Annotated in this window: 16 protein-coding genes, 1 tRNA gene and 2 pseudogenes; 11 read left to right on the top strand and 8 right to left on the bottom strand. The window is 70.2% G+C overall.

Going from position 1 to position 19,226, the window contains the following annotated elements:
- A pseudogene (locus tag CC117_RS32370) lies at positions 1–221 on the bottom strand (IS30 family transposase); the annotation flags it as partial.
- Positions 222–369: 148 nt separating this feature from the next.
- Here CC117_RS32370 and istA point away from each other — a divergent pair.
- The 3 genes and pseudogenes from istA to CC117_RS40790 form a co-directional block, all read left to right on the top strand.
- Positions 370–1,629 carry an IS21 family transposase gene (gene istA, locus CC117_RS32365; RefSeq protein ID WP_071091786.1) on the top strand — a complete coding sequence of 420 codons (1,260 nt, stop codon included), beginning with the start codon at positions 370–372 and terminating at the stop codon, positions 1,627–1,629.
- Positions 1,630–1,640: 11 nt separating this feature from the next.
- On the top strand, positions 1,641–2,468 hold the full coding sequence (istB, locus tag CC117_RS32360; RefSeq protein ID WP_071091795.1) for an IS21-like element helper ATPase IstB: 828 nt from the start codon (positions 1,641–1,643) through the stop codon (positions 2,466–2,468).
- Between the two features lie 173 nt (positions 2,469–2,641).
- Positions 2,642–3,337 (top strand): annotated as a pseudogene (locus tag CC117_RS40790) (class I SAM-dependent methyltransferase); the annotation flags it as partial.
- A gap of 540 nt (positions 3,338–3,877) precedes the next feature.
- Here the strand turns inward: CC117_RS40790 and CC117_RS32355 are convergent.
- A complete protein-coding gene (locus tag CC117_RS32355; RefSeq protein ID WP_084133116.1) occupies positions 3,878–4,717 on the bottom strand; it encodes an AAA family ATPase in 840 nt (279 codons plus the stop codon).
- 133 nt (positions 4,718–4,850) lie between these two features.
- On the opposite strand from CC117_RS32355, the gene CC117_RS32350 reads away from it, so the two are divergent.
- On the top strand, positions 4,851–5,315 hold the full coding sequence (locus tag CC117_RS32350; protein ID WP_071091783.1) for an NUDIX hydrolase: 465 nt from the start codon (positions 4,851–4,853) through the stop codon (positions 5,313–5,315).
- Between the two features lie 310 nt (positions 5,316–5,625).
- Positions 5,626–6,243 (top strand): class I SAM-dependent methyltransferase, encoded by a 618-nt coding sequence (locus CC117_RS32345; protein ID WP_018636649.1) that lies wholly within the window; start codon positions 5,626–5,628, stop codon positions 6,241–6,243.
- On the opposite strand, the gene CC117_RS32340 is transcribed toward CC117_RS32345, so the two are convergent.
- From CC117_RS32340 to CC117_RS32330, 3 genes are read right to left on the bottom strand one after another with little or no spacing between them, the layout of a single operon-like run.
- Complete coding sequence (locus tag CC117_RS32340) at positions 6,202–7,353, bottom strand: prenyltransferase/squalene oxidase repeat-containing protein (protein WP_071091780.1); 1,152 nt, start codon at positions 7,351–7,353, stop codon at positions 6,202–6,204. The two genes, CC117_RS32345 and CC117_RS32340, sit on opposite strands and share 42 nt — an antisense overlap.
- On the bottom strand, positions 7,340–8,134 hold the full coding sequence (locus CC117_RS32335; protein WP_071091777.1) for a class I SAM-dependent methyltransferase: 795 nt from the start codon (positions 8,132–8,134) through the stop codon (positions 7,340–7,342). Before CC117_RS32335 ends, CC117_RS32340 begins: the two co-directional genes overlap by 14 nt.
- Positions 8,128–9,528: a glycosyltransferase family 4 protein gene (locus CC117_RS32330; protein WP_116287962.1), complete on the bottom strand. Its 1,401-nt coding sequence runs from the start codon at positions 9,526–9,528 to the stop codon at positions 8,128–8,130. Before CC117_RS32330 ends, CC117_RS32335 begins: the two co-directional genes overlap by 7 nt.
- A 387-nt stretch (positions 9,529–9,915) precedes the next feature.
- On the opposite strand from CC117_RS32330, the gene CC117_RS32325 reads away from it, so the two are divergent.
- Complete coding sequence (locus tag CC117_RS32325) at positions 9,916–10,653, top strand: TetR/AcrR family transcriptional regulator (protein ID WP_071091774.1); 738 nt, start codon at positions 9,916–9,918, stop codon at positions 10,651–10,653.
- 16 nt (positions 10,654–10,669) lie between these two features.
- On the opposite strand, the gene CC117_RS32320 is transcribed toward CC117_RS32325, so the two are convergent.
- Positions 10,670–11,962: a lipase family protein gene (locus tag CC117_RS32320; RefSeq protein WP_071091771.1), complete on the bottom strand. Its 1,293-nt coding sequence runs from the start codon at positions 11,960–11,962 to the stop codon at positions 10,670–10,672.
- Between the two features lie 254 nt (positions 11,963–12,216).
- Here CC117_RS32320 and CC117_RS32315 point away from each other — a divergent pair, with 254 nt between their 5' ends.
- A complete protein-coding gene (locus CC117_RS32315) occupies positions 12,217–13,116 on the top strand; it encodes a DedA family protein (protein WP_071091768.1) in 900 nt (299 codons plus the stop codon).
- Positions 13,117–13,314: 198 nt separating this feature from the next.
- On the opposite strand, the gene CC117_RS32310 is transcribed toward CC117_RS32315, so the two are convergent.
- Entirely contained in the window at positions 13,315–13,653 is a 339-nt protein-coding gene (locus CC117_RS32310; protein WP_071091765.1) for a P-II family nitrogen regulator, read from the bottom strand.
- 83 nt (positions 13,654–13,736) lie between these two features.
- Between CC117_RS32310 and CC117_RS32305 the strand changes: the two genes are divergently transcribed.
- Positions 13,737–14,279 (top strand): YbhB/YbcL family Raf kinase inhibitor-like protein, encoded by a 543-nt coding sequence (locus CC117_RS32305; protein WP_071091763.1) that lies wholly within the window; start codon positions 13,737–13,739, stop codon positions 14,277–14,279.
- 153 nt (positions 14,280–14,432) lie between these two features.
- Complete coding sequence (locus tag CC117_RS32300; RefSeq protein WP_071091760.1) at positions 14,433–14,561, top strand: DLW-39 family protein; 129 nt, start codon at positions 14,433–14,435, stop codon at positions 14,559–14,561.
- 21 nt (positions 14,562–14,582) lie between these two features.
- Here the strand turns inward: CC117_RS32300 and CC117_RS32295 are convergent, their stop codons facing one another.
- Positions 14,583–15,800 (bottom strand): polyamine ABC transporter substrate-binding protein, encoded by a 1,218-nt coding sequence (locus tag CC117_RS32295; protein WP_071091789.1) that lies wholly within the window; start codon positions 15,798–15,800, stop codon positions 14,583–14,585.
- A gap of 423 nt (positions 15,801–16,223) precedes the next feature.
- Between CC117_RS32295 and CC117_RS32290 the strand changes: the two genes are divergently transcribed.
- Both CC117_RS32290 and CC117_RS32285 read left to right on the top strand, forming a co-directional pair.
- A complete protein-coding gene (locus CC117_RS32290) occupies positions 16,224–17,018 on the top strand; it encodes a maleylpyruvate isomerase N-terminal domain-containing protein (RefSeq protein WP_241830607.1) in 795 nt (264 codons plus the stop codon).
- Between the two features lie 2,036 nt (positions 17,019–19,054).
- A tRNA-Ala gene (locus CC117_RS32285) sits at positions 19,055–19,127 on the top strand.
- Positions 19,128–19,226: the final 99 nt, after the last annotated feature.

Raw genomic sequence — 19,226 nt, 5'->3', positions numbered from 1 at the left:
CCAGCGTGGCGCAGGTCGGCGATCTCGATCCGTTCGTCCTGCGACAGGAACCTACCGCTGACCGTGCGGACCGCCAGGCGGTCCAGCGCCGGAACGAACCCCACCACCTGGCCGCGGCGGTAGGTCTTGTAGCCGCGCGACCAGTTGTTCCCCGCCGTCCGAGAGACCCCAACCTCCCGGGCGGCAGCCGAGATGCTCCACCCCCGGCCACGGAGCTCCATGAACCGCTGACGCTTGGCCGACTGCGGACGCCGCCCCGGCCCCTTCTTCCCACGACGAGACGACAACACAGCCCCCGAACCTAGGCAGTGTTGCGACCGCCGCTAGAAACCACCCGAAGTAAAACTGCGCACCCTCCAACCTTGGAGGGTGATCACTGTGGAGGACTGGGCCGAGATCCGGCGGCTGCATCGGGCTGAGGGTGTCTCGATCAGCGAGATCAGCCGGCGGCTGGGGATCGCGCGGAACACGGTGCGCCGCGCGCTGACCTCGGACCGGCCGCCGCGCTACGAGCGGGCGCCACGGCCACGGCTGACCGACGCGGTCGAGCCCGCGGTGCGGGCGCTGCTGGCCGAGCATCCACGGATGCCCGCCAGCGTGATCGCGCAGCGGATCGGCTGGACGCATTCGAGCTCGATCCTGCGGGACCGGATCAGCCAGATCCGCCCCGAGTACGCCGGGGTCGACCCGGTAGACCGGGTGGCCTACGAGCCGGGGCAGGTCGCGCAGTGCGATCTGTGGTTCCCCGAGCCGCGGATCCCGGTCGGGTGGGGGCAGCAGCGGATGCTGCCGGTGCTGGTGATGACCCTGGGATTCTCCCGGTTCACCACCGCCACGATGATCCCGTCGCGGCAGGGCGGGGACATCCTGGCGGGGATGTGGCAGCTGATCGGCCAGATCGGCCGGGTGCCCCGGACTCTGGTCTGGGACCGGGAGTCCGCGATCGGCGGCACGGGCAAGGTGACCGCGCCGGCGGCGGCGTTCGCGGGGACGTTGGCCACGAGGATCCGCCTCGCTCCGCCGCGGGATCCGGAGTTCAAGGGGATGGTCGAGCGGACCAACCGCTTCCTGGAAACCTCGTTCCTCCCCGGCCGCACCTTCACCAGCCCGGCCGATTTCAACACCCAGCTGGACGGCTGGCTGGCCCAGGCGAACACCCGCCGGGTCCGCGCGATCGGCGCCCGCCCGATCGACCGGCTCGACACCGACCGTCAGGCGATGCTGGCGCTGCCACCGGTCGGACCGGCGGTCGGGCTCCGCCACCGCATCCGCCTGGCCCGCGACTACTACGTCCGCCTCGACGGGGTCGACTACTCCGTGGACCCCCGCGTGATCGGCCGTTTCGTCGAGGCGACCGCGTCCGCCTGGACAGTCACCGTCACCTGCGACGGGCAGACAGTCGCCCGCCACGACCGCTGCTGGGCCCGACACACCGTGATCACCGACCCGGTCCACCGGGCCACCGCCGCCGAGCTACGCCGCGACCAGGCCACCGCGCGGCGACGCCACCACGCCCTGCGTCAGCACGCCGACGGACACGTCGTCGCGCTACGCGCGCTGCCCGACTACGACGCCTTGTTCGGTGTCGATTTCACCGCACCCACCCGCACGGAAGCGAGCAGCCAGTGACCACCATCGGCATCGACGCACCCAGCGAGGCCGCGTCGCCGACCAGCACAGCCCACACCCGCCAGCCCGCCGACGGGCTCCCCGCCCTGCTCGGCTACCTGACCCGTGTGCTGAAGATGCCCACCATCGGCCGGACCTGGGAACCACTGGCCGACCAGGCCCGCGACGAGAACTGGTCACACGAGGAATACCTCGCCGCGGTCCTGCAACGCCAGACCGCCGACCGGGAATCCGCCGGCACCATCATGCGGATCCGCACCGCGCACTTCCCGACGGTCAAGACCCTGGAGGACTTCAACCTCGACCACCTGCCCAGCCTGCGCCGCGACGTCCTCGCGCACCTGGCCACCGGCACCTTCGTCGCCAAAGCCGAGAACGTGATCCTGCTCGGCCCACCCGGCATCGGCAAAACCCACCTCGCGATCGGCCTCGGTGTCAAAGCCGCCCAGGCCGGCTGCTCGGTCCTGTTCGACACCGCCAACAACTGGATCACCCGACTCACCACCGCCCACCAGGCCGGACACCTCGACACCGAACTCAAGAAGATCCGCCGCTACAAGCTGATCATCATCGACGAGGTCGGCTACATCCCCTTCGACCAGGACGCCGCCAACCTGTTCTTCCAACTCGTCGCGTCCCGCTACGAGCAAGGCTCGATCCTGGTCACCTCGAACCTGCCCTTCGGCCGCTGGGGCGAGACCTTCTCCGACGACGTCGTCGCCGCAGCCATGATCGACCGGCTCGTCCACCACGCCGAGGTCCTCACCCTCACCGGCGACTCCTACCRCACCCGAGCCCGACGCGACCTCCTCGCCAAAGACCGCCCCAACCGCGACTAACCTGACCCCGGGTGCGCCGATTCACCTCGGCAGAAGCCGTTCAGTTTTCGCTCGGCGTCAACAGGGGGGCACAGTTCTGAGCGATGAGGCAGTCTCGACCGAATAGTCGCCACGCGGGGAGGACCGACGCTCAAACGAGCCGAGTCGGGACTGCTGCGGGATAGCATCAGCGGATGGGCGGCAGACGTTACATACGCACTCTGGGAGGGCTGGCTACCACCGGTCGCAGCCAGAACTTTCTTGGCGCACCATGGGYGGCTCCGTTGGTGCGGAACGCRCCAGAAGATTTCCAGAGACGGTTGGCCGTGCAACTACTCGCTTTGTCACCGCACTACATCTATGCGGACGACGCAGAATCCGAGATGGAACGCAACCGCCGGTCCCGGGCAGACATGGTCAACCAGTTGCTGGGCTCGTTCCTCTCACAAGATATGCGAGTGGTCGACTACGGGTGCGGGCCAGGGTACTGGGCGGTAGCCGTGTCCCACAGTGTCAAGGTCGTCGAAGCAGTTGACATTTCCAAAGGCGTGTTGGCGTGCGCAGGCGTTGTCAACGCGGCGTCCAACATCGAGTGGGAGACACCTGCCGAGTTCTCGCACCGTACTGACCCTGTTGACCTTGCGTACTCCTTCGCCRTGGTTCAGCACCTCAGAGAACCCACATTGAGGGAGGCATTGGCGGCGCTTCGCCGTCGGGTGCGACCGGGAGGCACGCTCCTGCTGCATTTCGCTCTGCCTGGCAACGGTTGGAGCACAGAGCAAGAGTGGAAGGCCGACCGCTCTTTCCGAGGGCGCACCAAATGGCGCTTCGGACTAAACTGCTTCGGACGAACTCCCGACCAGATGACGGCCTACCTGCACCAGGCGGGATTCGGAGCGGTCTCTATCGAGACCCTGGAAGGCCGTACAACGGTCAATGACGACATCGCCCGGCAGCATTGGGCGATCGCCCGATTAGCGAAGCGTTGGGACCAGCCGCCCAATGTAAAACACCGGTCCCTATTGGTAAGAGGAACAGCAGCGACCATCGGAAGCCGTCGCGTCGGAAGTCCAGAGCCGAATCGGCCTATGAACTGCCCGTGCTCCAAGTTTCGACAGGATCCCAGTACGCATTCAAGTCACCCCCGTAGCGGATTGGCCAGCACCCAGCTAGCGGTGAGCCCTCGGCCATCACCGAGGGCCTCCGGCCGCAGCGCCCTGCCGCCGTCACTGGTGACGGCACGTGAGACTCCCAGGACTCCCATGCGCCTGGTGTCGGCCTGCTGCACGGCGCCGCCACCAGCCGCTTCAGCACCCTGCCGCCCGCCGGCGGTGGGAGTCTTGGGAGTCTTCGCCCGCGACAGACGGTCGCGTTCCGTCACCACACGGTCCCGACGACGACGACGACGGTCGGCAGGGTCCGGGGCCGGCTCATCCTGGCGGGGCGGTGAGGCGCCAGACCGGGCGGGCGGGGAACCCCGACCGTTCCGCGACGACACCGGCCCTGGTTCGGGCGCGCTGCAAGGTCCGCTCGGCGATCCCCTCGGCGCGGGCGGCTTTGCGCAGGCCCGCCCACGCCGCTTCGCCGCCCTGGCCGGCCAGGTGGCCGGCGAGCCAGGTGGCGGCGTCGTCGCGTTCGGCGCGGCTGTCGGGGTCGCGGGTCTGGGCGTCGCCGAGGATGTCTGAGACGCTGCGCTCGGTCTCGCCGAGGAACACCAGCCGGCCGACGTGCGCGGGGCCTTCCTCGGTGGCGACCTCGGCGGACTCGACGGTGTAGCGCAGCGAGGGCAGGTCGAGGCGGCCCAGGTTGTTCTTCGCCTGGGACATGACGCACGACCCGTCGTCGGCGTCGGTGTCGCGGGCGACCGCGAGCACCGCGCGGGCGACGGCGGAGAACGCCCGGCTCCCGGTGATCAGGTTCAGCACGTCCGCGCTGGCGGACTTGTTGAAGTGCGCCAGGCCGACCACCGCGCAGCCGGTGAGGTCGGCCATCGCGGCCAGCGGCTCGAGCGCTGTCCGCAGGTCGCGGTCGCGGTGGGTGTCGATCCCGGCGTGGATCAGCGAGAGCAGCGGGTCGGCGGCGAGCAGCGCCACCCCGAGCTGGTCGATCTCCCGGCTGAGCGCGTCGGTGTCGCGGGGCAGCGTCAGCGCGTCGCAGGCCCCGTCGTGCTCGACCTCGACCCGGTAGACGAGGTCCAGGTCCGCCCCGGCGACGTGCAGCCGCGGCGCGATGGTGTGCGACCAGGAGTCCTCGGTCGCGGCGTAGACCACCGGCCGGGGGCCTGCAGGGGCGGTTGAGGCGCGGGTTGAGGGGTTTGGCGGTCTGGGGGTGTCCGGCGCATGAAGAATCGTCCGGGGGGACCTGGAGGCCAGTGGCCTCCGCGGCGGGCGAGGGGGTGCGCGAATGGGGGACACGGGCGGCTCGCGGGGTGTTCGGGAGTACCAGCGGGTCGCGGCGTACGCGGTGTGCGTGGACGGTGATCGTCTGCTGCTGGCCCGGTGGATCGGGCGGACCGGGAAGCCGGACGGGGCGCGGTGGACGCTGCCGGGAGGCGGGCTGGACCACGGGGAGCATCCGGAGCAGGCCGCGGTCCGGGAGGTGGCGGAGGAGACGGGGCTCGACGTCGAGATCACCGGCCTGCTGGGAGTCGACTCCATCCGAGAGTTCTGGGCGCCGGACAGCACGGACTTCCACGGGCTGCGCATCATCTACGCGGGACGGGTTCTGGGCGGGGAGCTGCGGCCCGAATCCGGCGGGTCCACGGATCTGGCTGCCTGGGTGGCGTTGGCGGATGTCGCGGAGCTCCCGCGCACCCGGCTGGTGGACATCGCGCTCGGGCTGGCTCGTGCGGCCCCGCGGCCGGCCTGAACTCGACTCTGTACACAGGGTTGTGGATAAAGCTGTGGATTATCTTGTGGATATCCCTGTCCTTGGGTGCCTGAGGGCGGGGGTGGGTGTCCGGTAGCCGACACCGGCGGGTGGGACACAGCCCGTGGGCGGGCGTTGTGGCGTCAGGGCGTGAAACCGGAGGAGCGCATCCCATGCGTGCTGTTTGCCTGTTCTGGTAAGACGYGCAGGCGGCATCGGCGATGGGGTGGGGAGCCGGGCGGGTCCATCCCGCTGGTCGCGGACCTTCGGAYCCGCCACTCGGATCCCCTACCTGGGACGAGGAGACGACGTGGACGTGGCGTTGCAGCAGGCGGCGCAGGCCGCCAAGGGCTTCATGCCACCCGAGGAAGGCCAGGCGCTGTACGCGGCCGCCGCCGAACTTCCCGGCGGTGGGCTTATCTGTGAGATCGGCACCTACTGCGGGAAATCCACCCTTTACCTCGCCGCCGCCGCCAGGCTCATCGGGGCGGCGGTCGTCACCGTCGATCACCACCGTGGCTCGGAGGAGAACCAGGCCGGCTGGGAGTTCCACGACAACACGCTCGTCGACGGGCGGACCGGGCGGATGGACACGCTGCCCACGCTGCGGGCGACCCTCGAGTCCGCCGGCGTCGAGGATGTGGTCACGACCGTGGTCGGGCGCTCCGAGATGGTCGGGCGGTGGTGGTCCACCCCGATCGACCTGCTCTTCCTGGACGGCGGGCACACCGAGAAACAGGCCCAGGTCGACTACGAGGCCTGGGCCCGCCACGTCCGCCCCGGTGGCCGGCTGGTCATCCACGACGTGTTCCCGGATCCGGCGGACGGCGGCCAGGCTCCGTACCACGTGCTGCTGCGCGCGGTACGGGACGGATTCAGCGAGACGTCACGTACGGGAAGTCTGCGGGTGCTCCGCCGCCTCTTCTGAGGCCTGTTCCCGCCCGCACCCGCAGCCGGCGGTGGCCGGCTCGCGGGGCGCGGGCAGGCTGGGGGCCTTGCGGGGGAGATACAGCCCTTCGGGTAGACCATCGCCGCGGAAGGTGCGTTCGGTGGGGCCGCCGGAGAGCGTGTCGGCGGCGAGGATGACCGCGGCCGATGTCCAGGTGGACTGCTCCTCGGGCCAGTGGACCTGGCTGGCGAACTGCCAGCCGGTCCAGTAGCCCCCGCCGGGATCGCGCAGATGCTGCATGTTGCGGACCATCTGCACGGCCGCGTCGGTGTCGTCGGCGAGGTGCAGAGCGATGGCCAGTTCGCAGGTCTCGGCGCCGGTGACCCACGGCTCGTCGTCGACGCAGCGGATGCCGAGGTCCTCGACGACGAAGTCGTCCCAGCGAGAACGCAGCCGCGCCCGCGCCTCCGCCCCACGCAGCACCCCGCCGATCACGGGGTAGTACCAGTCCATGGACCAGCGGTCCCGGGACATGAACAGCTCCGGATGGTGGCGCAACGCGTGCCAGAGCGCACCGGCGGCCCGTTCCCAGTCAGGTTTCGCCTCACCGGCGAGGGCGGCCAGGCCGAGTCCGCAGCGCAGGCTGTGCAGGGTGGACGAACATCCGGTCACCAGCGCTTCGGGGTAGTCCTGGCCAGCGGGGTCGCGAGCCCACCAGATCTGGCCGCCGGGGGCCTGCATGTCCACCACGAAGTCCAGGGCGGCCCGGGCGACGGGCCACATACGGGCCACGAACTCCCGGTCGCCGGTGGCGAGCCAGCGGTGCCAGAGAGCCGTGGCCACGTAGGCGCACTGGTTGCTGTCGGCGAAGTCCTCCCGGACGGCTCCGCCGAGGTAGCTGGTGGCCCAGGAGCCGTCCGGGCGCTGATGGCGGTGCAGCCACTCCCAGGCGGCGTCCGCGGCGTCGACCCGCCCGGCGATCAGGAGCGCCATCGCGCACTCGAGGTGATCCCACGCGTCGGTGTGGCCGCCGGCGAACCAGGGGATGGCCCCGTCGGGCTCCTGGACCGCGGCTATGGCGTCGGCGGTGGCCCGCAGCGCGCCACGGCCGACAACGGCATGGATCGCCGCCGCGTCAGCTGCCCGCACGTCCGGCCCCCGCGGTCAGCGGCTCCGCTGTCAGCGGGGCGGCGGTGAACTCGTCATCCGGTCGGGGCGGTCGTGGTTTGCGCAGGTACAGCACCTCACTCTTGCCGAGCACCGGATCGAGCAGGCGTTCGGCGACACGGGTCAGTGCCGGGCGGCGCATCATGTCCCAGACCAGCAGGCGGTGGTACAGCCTGGTGGCCGGATGGTCGTCGTCGTGCACGCCGACCAGGCAGCGCAGCCACCAGTAGGGGGCGTGCAGAGCGTGCGCGCGGTGCTGGCCGATCAGTTCGAGGCCGTGGGCGCGCAGCTTTCCGATCAGGTCGTCTCGCCGGTAGATGCGGACATGGCCGCCCTCGACGTTGTGGTAGTCGTCCGACAGGGCCCAGCAGACCCGCTCCGGGAAGCGGGCCGGCACGGTGACCGCCGCGAAGCCGCCGGGGCGCAGCACCCGGGCGAGTTCGGCCATCGCGCCGCCGTCCTCCGGCAGGTGCTCCAGCACCTCGGCTGCGATCACACGGTCGAAGGTGCCGTCCGCGAAGGGCAGGGCGAGTGCGTCACCGCGCACGGACGCGGCCCTGGCGCCCGAGGGCACCTGCCGCTCGGCGGCCATCGCGCCGAACATGTTGTTCACCCCGCCGACCTCGTCGGCCGAGTAGTCCAGGGCGATGACCTGGGCGCCGCGCCGGAAGGCCTCGAAGGAGTGCCGGCCGCCGCCACAGCCGAGATCGAGGACCCGGGCCTTGCCGGGGACCGGGAACCGCTCGAAGTCGACGGTCAGCATGCGGGCTCGGCAGTGGAGGACGTCGGGCCTGCACCGGGACCCGTACCGGCCGTGGCGGGTGGGGTGTGAGTGGGCGGAGTGTGCTGTGAGGGCCGGCCGACGGCGGTCTGCGCGGCAGCGATCCGCGTCTCGTACCAGGCCGCGGTGCCGGCTGCGGCAGCCCGCCAGGAGAACCGCTCCTCGACCCGCCGCCGGCCCGCCGCGCCCATGCGTGCCCGCAGTTCGGGATCGGCCAGCAGGGTGCCGATCGCGCCGGCGAGCGCGTCGGCGTCACCGGGCCGGACCAGCAGTGCGGCCTCGCCGTTCGGGCCGGCGACCTCGGGCAGCGCGCCCGCCGTGGTGGCGACCAGCGGTAGCCCACAGGCCATCTCCTCCACCGCGGGGAGGCTGAAGCCCTCGTAGAGCGAGGGAACGACGGCTACCTCGGCGGACCGCAACAGCTCGATCATCTCGGGCTGGGGGACGTTGGAGCGGAAGGTCACCGCCTCGGTCAGCCCGAGCTCGACGACCTGGCGCTGAGCTGCGCCGCCCTCCCGGACCTTTCCGATACACACCAGGTGCGCCGGCCGTTCCGCCCGCAGYTTCGCCAGCGCCTCCAGGAGCACCATCAGCCCTTTGAGGGGGACGTCCGCGCTGGTCACCACAACGATCCGCCCCGGCACAGGCGTTGCGGTGCCGGCCGTCGGCTGGGTGGGCCGCGGGGTGAAGATGTCGGACTCCACACCCAGCGGGACGGTGTGGAGGAGACCGATGGGGACGTCCATGTCGGCGACGATCTCGTGGCGAGAGCTCTCCGAAGGCACCACCACACCGTCGAGACCACGGGCCACCCGTGCCTGCATCGGCAGGAACGAGTACCAGCGGTGGACGCCGAGCCTTGCCCACCGGCCGGTCGTGGCGGCGAGGTGCAGCCGCCGATCCACCGTGATCGGGTGATGCACCGTGGAGACGACGGGGATCCCGAAGGGGCGCAGCGCACGGCGCAGTGGTATCAGGCCGTAGCCCAGACCCTGGTTGTCGTGGACGATGTCGAAGTCCGGACGACGACCGCCGCGTGGCCGCAGGGCCTCGAAGGCCCGGATCGAGAACGCCAGCGGCTCGGAGAACTGGCCGGTGCGCATCATGCCGAACTCGACGACGTCGGCAAGGGATCGGAACTCACGAAACCCCGGCCAGCGGAACGGGTCACCGTCGCGGTACAGGTCCAGGCTCGGCAGTTGCGTGAGGCCGACTCCCGGGTCGAGGGCCGGATAGGGCGGCCCGCTCACAACGTGAACCTGGTGACCGAGAGTGACTAGTTCACGCGAGAGGTGCCGTACGTACACTCCCTGGCCACCGCACGTAGGCAGACTTCGGTACGACAACAACGCGATCCGCAACGGTGCGCCCTCCATCGCTCGCGGGCTCCTACGGGTCCCGCGAGCCCGTGGACAGCGCCGTTGCTGGAACACTAGGACATTAAGCGGCGATCTTCACGAAAACTGCATAGTTACGGCGGCTTTGAACCGAAAAAAAGCACTCTGCGTAGTTGGCGGCGATAGCGGGGTCGAGTGTTGGTCGTTCGTTGGGAGTGAGTTTCCGAATCCGTCCAGACCGCCTGTCACCTGCTCGTCTCCCCCCGCCACCGGTCCGGCGGACCGGATCGGGGACACCACTGCCGCCACGCTCTGTCACGGCGGGCGACTGTTACTTTCTGTAATGACCGTCGGCGTGCCTGACCGTTGGTGGCCTGATCGTCGCCGCGGCGACTGCCGCCGCGGTCCGGCGCCTAGTCTGGAGCGATGCCTCCCGGTGACCTGGCCGACGCCTGTTCGCGGCCGCGTCGGGGCCGTCCCCGGGATGCGACGATCGACGATCGGGTGCTGCGCGCCGCCGTCGACGAACTCGCCGGCCACGGAGTCGGCGGCTTCAGCGTGAACAGCGTCGCCGCCCGCGCGGGCGTCGCGAAGCGCGGCATCTACGCCCGCTGGGCGACGCGGGACGCGCTCGTCCTCGCCGCGCTGGGCACCCTGGCGGCCGGCCTGGTGCCGCCCCGGACCGGCTCGCTGCGCGAGGACCTCCTGCGCCTCGCGCCGCAGGTGGACGCGGTCTTCACCGAGCCGCGCATGTCGATCCTTGCCCGGTGCGTGGCGGAGCTGTCCCGGTACCCCGACCTCTACGCCGCCTTCCGGCGTGAGTCGGTGGACCGGTGTGCCGCAGCCGTCCAGGACGCCTTTCACGACGCCCGGCTGCGCGGGGAGACCCGACCGGATCTTGACACGGATCTCGCCGCGAGTGCCTTCCTCGGCGCCCTGCTGACCCGGCAGGCGTTCGGGCGCCAGGCCTTCGGTCGACCCCGTGGGGCTCCGGACGACGCAGCGGCTCCGGACGGCATGACAGGTCTGGGTGGCGCGGCGAACTGGGAGGTCGCGGCGGATCGGGAGGTCGCGGCGGTGCCGACGCCGTATCACCGTCGGCTCGTCGAGTTCGCCCTCGCCGCGGCGAGGGGCTCCGACGCTGCCACCCAGGTGAGCGGCTGACCGCCTGCGGGTGCGGTCAGGTCGTGGCGCAGATGCCGGTCGGGGCGGCGGTGCCGGCGAACCGTGCCGCCACCCAGCGGGAGAGGTCGTCCATCGAGGCGTCGATCACCGTGCCGTGGTTGGCCAGGCCGTACCGGTGGTACTCGACCGATCCACCGGCGGCGCACAGCGCGCTGACCGCCCGGTCGGTGGTCGCCTGATGGATGACGGTGTCCAGCCCGCCCTGGAGCACCAGCCTGGGCGGGCCCGGCGCCTGCACGTACTGCCACTGGCGTTCCAGCGCGCTGGCGAACGGTTCGGTCCGCAGCGGGTCGCGGGCGAAGACACTCGTGACGGACTCGCCGGTGCTCGCCTGCAGCAGGTCGACGGCGCACCGGTTGTGTGCCACGGCGGTCAGCCGCCGGCCGGTGGCGGTGAGGATGGCGTCGGGGGCAAGGGCCGGATCGGCGGCCGCGAGGCCGGTGACCGCGAGGAGGAGGTAGGCCACCCCCTCCGGGAGGATCAGCATGTCGTGCAGCGAGGCGGGTAGATCGATCAGGGGTGCGGTCGCTGCCGCCCCCCGGACGCGGAGGTCCGGCGCGTAGTCGGCGGCGATGGCCCCGGCGGCGAGGGCCGCCTGGCCCCCCTGGGAGTAGCCCCACAGCACCACGTCCTCACCCGCCTGGGCAGGCCGCAGCGACCGCGCGGCGCGGGCGGCGTCCAGCAGAGCCTTCGCCGCTGAGTCCGCCTCGTAGATCGGGTGCTCGCCGGGGCCGCCCAGCCCGGTGTAGTCCGTCACCGCCAGGACGTACCCCTCCCGGACGAGCCGCAGGGTTCCGCCGATCGTCGACAGCGAAGGCTCGGCCCGCGACGGGGCGCAGGCGTCGTTGATCCCGGTCGTCCCGTGGCCGAACGAGACCAGCGGACGTCCCCCCGGGGGGACCGGGGAATCGGCCGGTGGGGCCAGGACCAGGCCGGTGACGAGGCGGTCCTCGTTCTGCGGCCCACGCGAGTGATAGACCACCCGCCAGGCGCGGATGTCGTCCGGCGCGGTCACCGGGGCGCTGGACACCAGCTCCCCGGGCTCACCCGCGGGCAGGTCGGCGAGGTCGGCGGAGGCCGGGCCGCCGTCGGTGGCGCGGTCCTCCAGCCCGTAGCCGGCAAGGTGGTAACTGAGGGCCGGTGCCGAGCTCCGGGTCGGTGCTGGTGCCGCCTCGGTCCGGCGGGGCTCCGTGGGCCACGCTGACCCGCGGGAGCACGCGCCAAGCGGAGCCGCGAGAACCAGGGCCCCGAGGGCGAGGCCGAGGAGACGATGCCGTGATCTCGCCACAGGTCGAGGCTATGGGTCTTTTGCGTGGAATCGGCTTCGGCCGGGCTTCGGTGAGGTTTCCGCCGGCAGCCGCCGTGGTCCGCCTGTGCCCGCGAACGGGACGGGTCCGAACGGTTGCCGAGGCGGACCGGCTGGTCGGGCGGCTGCCCGCCGGCCCGGCCGAGGCCGCAGCGGGGTCACGCCGGTGGCGTGAGACCCTGGAAATCACAGCCGCCAGCGCGGCCGGCTCGAAATCCACCAGGAGGCCCTCGACAGTGACCACGTTCGCGTCGAACACCCTGGCCCTCGGGCCGGACTTCATCAGTGCCGACAGCCTGGCAAAAGCCGGTCTTGCCGTGGTCCTGCTGATCGTCTTCGCGGAGTCCGGGCTCCTGGTCGGGTTCTTTCTTCCCGGCGACTCCTTGTTGTTCACACTGGGCCTGCTCATCTCCCGGGATGAGGTGTCGACGCCGCTGTGGCTCGCATGTGCGCTCATCGGCATCGCCGCGATCGCAGGTGACCAGGTGGGGTACCTGTTCGRCCGCAAGGTCGGCCCGGCGCTGTTCCGCCGCGAGGACTCGCGGCTGTTCAAACAGGAGTACGTCGACCAGGCCCAGGAGTTCTTCGAGAAGTACGGCGCCCGCTCGATCGTGCTGGCCCGCTTCGTCCCGATCGTGCGGACCTTCACTCCGGTGATCGCCGGTGTCAGCCGCATGAACTACCGGACCTTCGTGATCTTCAACGTGATCGGCGGCCTGCTGTGGGGCTGCGGTGTCACGGTCCTCGGCTTCTTCCTCGGGAAGATCGACTTCATCCGGGACAACGTCGAGGCGATGCTGATCCTCATCGTGCTGATCTCGGTGCTGCCCATCGCGGTGGAGGTCCTGCGCTCACGTCGCAGGAAGGCCGCGGAGCGCGGCTCCGCCGGAGAGGCCGGGAGCGCTGCCGGGCAGGAGCCTGCCACGGGCAGCCACTATGCGGAGGATCTTCGCGCCCCGGCGGCTCACGGCCCGGCGGGGCTGGCTGACCAGCGCGGCTACGGGGCCGGAAGCGGCGGTTACGGCGCCGAGGAGTTCCAGGGCGCTGCGCAGGATGACGACCTCGAGCGGACCACCCGCATCGAACGGGCCAACCGCCGCGGGGGCGGCCGGCACTCCGCCACCCGGAACCGGTAGCTCGCTCGCCGGCCTGAAGAGGTTCCGGCGGGCGACCCACTGATACGGGGGGATTCAGTGGGAGACACCCGCCGGAACCTGTCCACCGTATCGGGTTGTCCCGGCAGAGGTCGTCTTCCCGACACAACTAATGAGAAAAAACGGCGAACTGGGAGCAATCGGGGCATTGCGTCACCCGACCGGGGGCCCCGGGGAGGCTCAGAGCGCGTCCAGCCCCCRCTCGCCGGTGCGGATCCGAGCCAGCCCCTYGACCGGAACCACCCAGATCTTGCCCGCGCCGCTGCCCTCCGACGCCGCGGCCCGCCGGATCACGTTCACCACGTCGGGTGCGTCCGCGTCGGTCACGACCAGCTCCAGCCGGACGTTGCTCACCGACTCGTCGTGGAACGCGGTGCCCCGGAAGGTCTGGGTACGCCACAGCTCGAAGCCGTAACCCGTAGCCTGACCCAGGGTCATGCCCTGAACGCCGAACGTTGTCAGGGCGGCCCGGACGTCGGCCACGCGGTGAGGACGCAGCATCGCCGTCACCAGCTTCATGACCCGTCTCCACCCGTACCGGCGGACTGATGTTTCATCGTCATCGCATCCAGTGTCATCCACCGTGACGAGAGGATCGACCGATGTCCCTGCTGGACCGGAAGACCGCACCGGACCCGCTCGACCTGCTGCCCGCGCTGCCGTCGTTCACCCTGACCAGCAGCGACATAACGGACGGCAGCCCGCTCGGCCTTGACCAGGTGTTCGACGCCGCCGGCGGCGCCAACCTGTCGCCGCACCTGTCCTGGTCGGGTTTCCCGGCCGAGACGAAGAGCTTCGCCGTCACCTGCTTCGATCCGGACGCCCCCACCGGCAGCGGCTTCTGGCACTGGGTCCTGGTCGACATCCCGGCCGAGGTGACGGAACTGCCCACCGGCGCCGGCAGCGGTGATCTCGCCGGCCTGCCGTCGGGCGCCTACCACGTGCGAAGTGACTGGGGGGCGCCGAGCTACGGCGGCGCGGCCCCGCCTGAGGGCGACCGGCCGCACCGGTACGTCTTCGTCGTCCACGCCGTCGACGTGCCGAAGCTGGAGATCGACGCCACGGTCGCCCCGGCCGTGGTCGGCTTCAACCTGACCTTCCACACCCTCGCCCGGGGCGTCCTGCGCGCCACCTACCAGCGCTGACCTCGCGGCCTCGCGGCCCCGCGGAGCCGCGCTGCGCTGCCTGCCGGTTCAGCCGGCAGGCAGCCGGCAGGTCATCAGTCGTGATCAGTCCGGGCGACGGGCATCGGGGCGCGATACGGTGGCAGGAGACGTAGTCGACCAGGAGGAGCCGGTATGCGCAAGTTCACTCTCGTCGCCGTGGCGGCCAGCGCCGGTGCTCTCCTCACCGCGGCTCGCCGCCGCCGCAACAAGGACGAGATCGACCTGTGGCGCGAGGCCACGTCCGCGCAGGGCACTCGCTGAGCTCCTGGTCCACAGGCGCCGTCACCTCTGGTAGACCGGCTGGAAGATGCTGTTCCATTCGGTCTCCTCGGCGGCGGTCAGCACCCGGTACCGGTGCACGCGGTCGAGTTCCGCGCGGGTCGGGAACAGCAGCGGCGACCCGGCCAGCGCCGGGGAGACGTGCCCGCGGGCGGCCGGCACCGGGGTGAGGTACCGGATGTCCTCCGCGAGCATGCCGGCGACGTCCGGCCGGTACACGAAGTCCATGTAGGTGATGGCATCCACCGGGTTCTGCGCCGTCACCGGAATGCACATGCTGTCCGTCCAGATGAGRCCGCCTTCCTCGGGAACCACGAACTTCAGGTTCGCGCCGGCCGCGAGGCGCTGGTAGACGTCACCCGACCACGCCATGGAAATCCACAGCTCGCCAGCGGTGAGTGAGTCGATGTACTCCTGCTCGTAGTAACGACGGACGATCCCCGCGTCCCGCTGCTGGTGGAGTTTCTCGGCGGCCCGCCGCCAGTCGTCGGGCGTCGAGCTGGCCGGTGGGACGCCGATTCCGAGCAGCGCGAGATTCGGCAGGTCCTCGTTCTCACCGAACATTCCGACCCGACCCGCGAAGGCCGGGTCGAAAAGGTCCGCGAACCGGGAGATCTCCCGGCCGGTCCGCGTCGGGTCGTACGCGATTCCGGTGATGCCGGACTGCCAGGCCACGGTGAACCGGTTACCCGGGTCGTACGCCGGGTCCTTCACGCTCGGGGCGGCTTCGGCCGCGAACATCGGCAGCCGCCTGTGGTCGAGCGGCGCCAGATAGCCGAGCTCGATCACCCGACTCTGGACGTTGCCATTGGTCAGGACCATCAGGTCATAACCGATGGACCGGCCTGCGGCCAGGTCGGAGCGGACCCCTGAGAAGAAGGACTCGTTGTCCCGAATCGCCTCGTGGTAGCTGACCTGGATGCCCGTCTCCCGGGTGAAGAGCTCGAGCGAGGGATGCCCGGAACCGGACGCCCCGACGTCCATGTAGAAACGCCAGTTCGCGAAGTCGAGCCTTCCCGCCAGTTCCCGCCCCGACCAGAAACCCGCGACGTCGTCCGCGGCGCCGGGGGCACCCGGCCCGGTGCCGTCCCCACAGGCCGCCGCCAGGACTGTGGCACCCGACAGGCCAGCGAGGCGGAACAGGTTCCGCCGGCTCAGCCGCTGCCTGGTGAGCCCGCGGACCAGCGCCGGGTCGTGCAGTGAGGCGCCAACGCCAGTCATCCCGCTGCCCGATCCGTCCGCCGGCCGGTCCGGTCGGTCCGCTGGACCGTGGGTGCTGATCATGGTCGGGCCCCCTCCGGTTGGTGCTGTCCCGCTTGGACATGGTCGCCCCGCGGTCGGACGACCGGCTCGGGGGAGCCCCGGAATGCCTGTTCCGGGGCCCGGCGCGATCCGGGAAGCACTGTTGACCCGGGTGCCGTCGCCGCCTGCTCCCGCGTCGTGTCGTAGGACCGGCAGGCCGCGGGGAGCGTGGCGAGTGTGGCGGACGCGTGCGCGAAGTGGCGTGAGCCCTCGGCAGCGGGGGAGCCTTGACCCATGGCATTCCCCAACGCGCCCGGAGCAGGTCCGTCAACGCCACCGCCGGCAGCAGCGGCAACAACCCCCGCGGGTTTCGTGACCTCCTCGGTGGCCGCATCCACGTCGGTGACAACGTCGACATCAGCACCGTCGGTTGCCTCGTCCGTCATCCACCCGGGAAGGGAGCCGGGCCCCGAGTACACGCCGTCCGCCGTGCCTCTCGACCGGCTGCTGGGCTGTTCCCGCGCCCACGCTCGCCTGCTCGGCCTGGCGGTCGGAATCGACGACGTGACCGCGCGCCGGGCCTCGCTTCTCCCGGGCTGGACGGTGGGCCACCTGATCGCCCACCTGGCAAGGAACGCGGACAGCCACACCGGGATCCTCGGCGCGGCAGCGGAGGGGCGCACCGAGGACCAGTATCCGGGCGGACAAGCCCAGCGCGAGGAGGGCGTCGAAGCCGGCGCGGGCAAGCCCGCCCAGGAGCTGGTGGCGGACCTCACCGACGCGGTCCACCGACTGGAGCAGGCCTGGGACGGCACCCACGTGGACGTCTGGCGCGGCGRCCTCGGTCGGACGCTCACCCTGGGCGCCACCAGCCTGGCCGACCTGGTGTTCCTGCGGTGGCGCGAGGTCGAGGTCCACCTGGTCGATCTCGGTCTGAAGGACCTTGGTGGCCCGGGTTGGGAGGATCTGAGCCCGGCCTATGTCGAAGCCGAATGGGCCTGGTCCACCCGGCGCCTGCCCGACCGCGTCCCCGCGGACGTCACTGTCCTTCTCACTCCCGGCGACCGCCCCTCCCTCACCGCCGGGCGGGGCCCGCGAGTGCTCCGGGTCGACGTCCCCACCCGCGAAACCCTGCGCTGGCTGTCGGGCCGCTCCGAGGGCGATCCCGCCTGGCCTCCCCTCACCCCCTGGACCTGATCGGCCCCCGGGCGGTCTCCGCATCCGGCGGGGGGCCGGTGGCCCGGGCGAACGACAGGCCCGGACGAGGCTCGTCTATCGCGCAGACCGGAAAAATCCGCTCATGGTGACAGTCGTCGACGTTTGCTTGTCGTAAAACGTCGACGATGACCATCGTAATTCGGGCGATACTGGTCTGACGTTTTCCGGGCATGGTGACCGTCATCGTATTTTGCTTATAAGCAAAAGTTTACGATGACCGTGGGGAGCATCCGTCGGCTTACGCAACGAAATCCTGGGATGGGTATGGTCGACGTATTTTGCTTATCGACAAAATCCAACAGTCTCCAGTGGGGGATGACGTTAGACACGTCAACGATGACCAGCGGGGGTCCTGGCAAACAATTTTGCTGATTGTCAAACGATGTCGATAACCATCACGGGAGTCCGACTGATCCGCTGACGAAAACTGCCGCGGGGTTGTGTGGGATTATTTTGCTGATCGTCAAAATCTGACACTCCCCATCGAGGGATTTGGATAGCGCAGCTTACTCGTACCCCGGGTGGAGACTGTCATCGGAGTGCAATTATTTTGCTTGGCATCAATCGATGCCCATAACCACGGGCGTAAAGCGGTTGACGATTCCCGCGTTGACCTTCCAGGGAGTGCGTTCGCGACGTTTGCTCGATAACAAAATCTGACGGACTCCCCCCGGGGGCTCGGCGGGCGGTTTGCCCGAAATTCGAGGGAGTTGGTTACCGAAGTCGGTAAAGATTTCTGTGGGGAGATTTGAGTAGTGCGTCACCCGCGGATTCTGCGGGCCATATCCAGGTTCCTGCGCGCGTGGGCCGAGTGTAGAACGTTTGCTTAGTAACAAAAGCCATCGGTCTCCGAGAGCGGACCGTTCAGCGATCGCCCACCATGCAGCGCCGGCGATGCAGTGCCGGGCACATACCGATGGCCAGGGCTCGCGATGGCCGCGGTGCGCAGCCCTCGAGCACGTCGGTTCGCACGAAGCGCCGCCACAGATGACCAGCCCGGCCTGTGGCCGCTGGTCGCCCTGTCAGGCCAGTCGTGGCGCGGATGGGGCAGCCGACAGCTGCTCTCGCCGGTGCTGTGGCGGTTGTCCACACCCGGCGCGTATGTCGAAGCAGCGATGACCACCTATGGGCACCGCTGACCGGGTCTGGGCTGTTCGGTATCCCGCAGACCACCTGCCCGGCGGGCCCGGAGCCAGCGGCCCGAAACGGGCGATCCAGGCCCGGCGGGGCCGGAGGCGGAGCTGAACACCGGTCGAAACGGGTCGTGGTCATCGTGCGGTCGCCCGGCGCTCGGCGGACGGAATCCGTCCTCGGTTACCACCCGCGGTGCTCGTCACCACCTGGCAGCCAGCGTGACGACCGGGCATTCCACGGCCATCGCCGCCGCGCCGTGATCGCTCGCGGCCGGCGGAACTCGGCCCCGTGCGCGCCAGCCGGCACTACCCACACACAAGACGGCCATGGCCGGCGAGCAGGACCGGCAGACCCGGTGCCGACTTGCACCGTCGATCGGACCACGCCGGACATATCTGTCAACAACGCTCGTTGTGGCCAGCATGGTGCATAGCCATCTGTTTGTCACGCATCCGTGCCGTCCGGGCGTCGCCCGCATCGACGTACCCCACCAGTGGGCATCGTCGTAGATCCACGCCGAGGTTGTCCACAACGTGAACACATCCGCGAAACCCTGGATCCCTCCAGATGCGGAACACCACCAGAACCCACAGGGGCCGGCGTCTGAATCACTCGTGAATCAACGGTGGATCGACGTCGACTCCGCCAGCGGTCGCGAGTCAAGGCCCGCCGAGACGCGGAACGGCCATCGGAACCGGCGGTGCGCTGGGTGATTCCTGTGGATAACGGCGCCTCGGCATGAGCCGTCCGCCGTCCGTGCCGGTCGCGAGGCCCCGGGCGGGCGGCGAACCTCGGCTGTGGCACCCGCATGGCACGTGATGCCGTACGCTTGGGAACGTTGGTCACGCGGGGGCAGTGCAGCCCCGATGATCACGTCCGTCGGGGGCGTAGCTCAACTGGCAGAGCACTGCCTTTGCAAGGCAGGGGTTAGGGGTTCAAGTCCCCTCGTCTCCACACGCTGGGTCGTCCTGCTCGCTGATCTTTGATCAGCTTCGCGGTGGGCCGTTATGTCTTTCCGGGGGGCGTCCCCCGGGCCCCCGGGTGTCGGGCTTC

Origin of the sequence: Parafrankia colletiae, from assembly GCF_001854655.1 — a bacterium.
Lineage (GTDB): Bacteria > Actinomycetota > Actinomycetes > Frankiales > Frankiaceae > Parafrankia > Parafrankia colletiae.
Note: the sequence above shows the minus strand (reverse complement) of the source record. Positions and strands in the feature narration are given on the sequence as shown.

What these genes read in the sequence shown, in the direction of transcription:
- CC117_RS32350 (WP_071091783.1), top strand. Translation starts at nt 4,851, where the DNA reads ATGGGGGACACGGGCGGCTCGCGGGGTGTTCGGGAGTACCAGCGGGTC.
- CC117_RS32335 (WP_071091777.1), bottom strand. Translation starts at nt 8,134, where the DNA reads ATGCTGACCGTCGACTTCGAGCGGTTCCCGGTCCCCGGCAAGGCCCGG.
- CC117_RS32325 (WP_071091774.1), top strand. Translation starts at nt 9,916, where the DNA reads ATGCCTCCCGGTGACCTGGCCGACGCCTGTTCGCGGCCGCGTCGGGGC.
- CC117_RS32305 (WP_071091763.1), top strand. Translation starts at nt 13,737, where the DNA reads ATGTCCCTGCTGGACCGGAAGACCGCACCGGACCCGCTCGACCTGCTG.
- CC117_RS32300 (WP_071091760.1), top strand. Translation starts at nt 14,433, where the DNA reads ATGCGCAAGTTCACTCTCGTCGCCGTGGCGGCCAGCGCCGGTGCTCTC.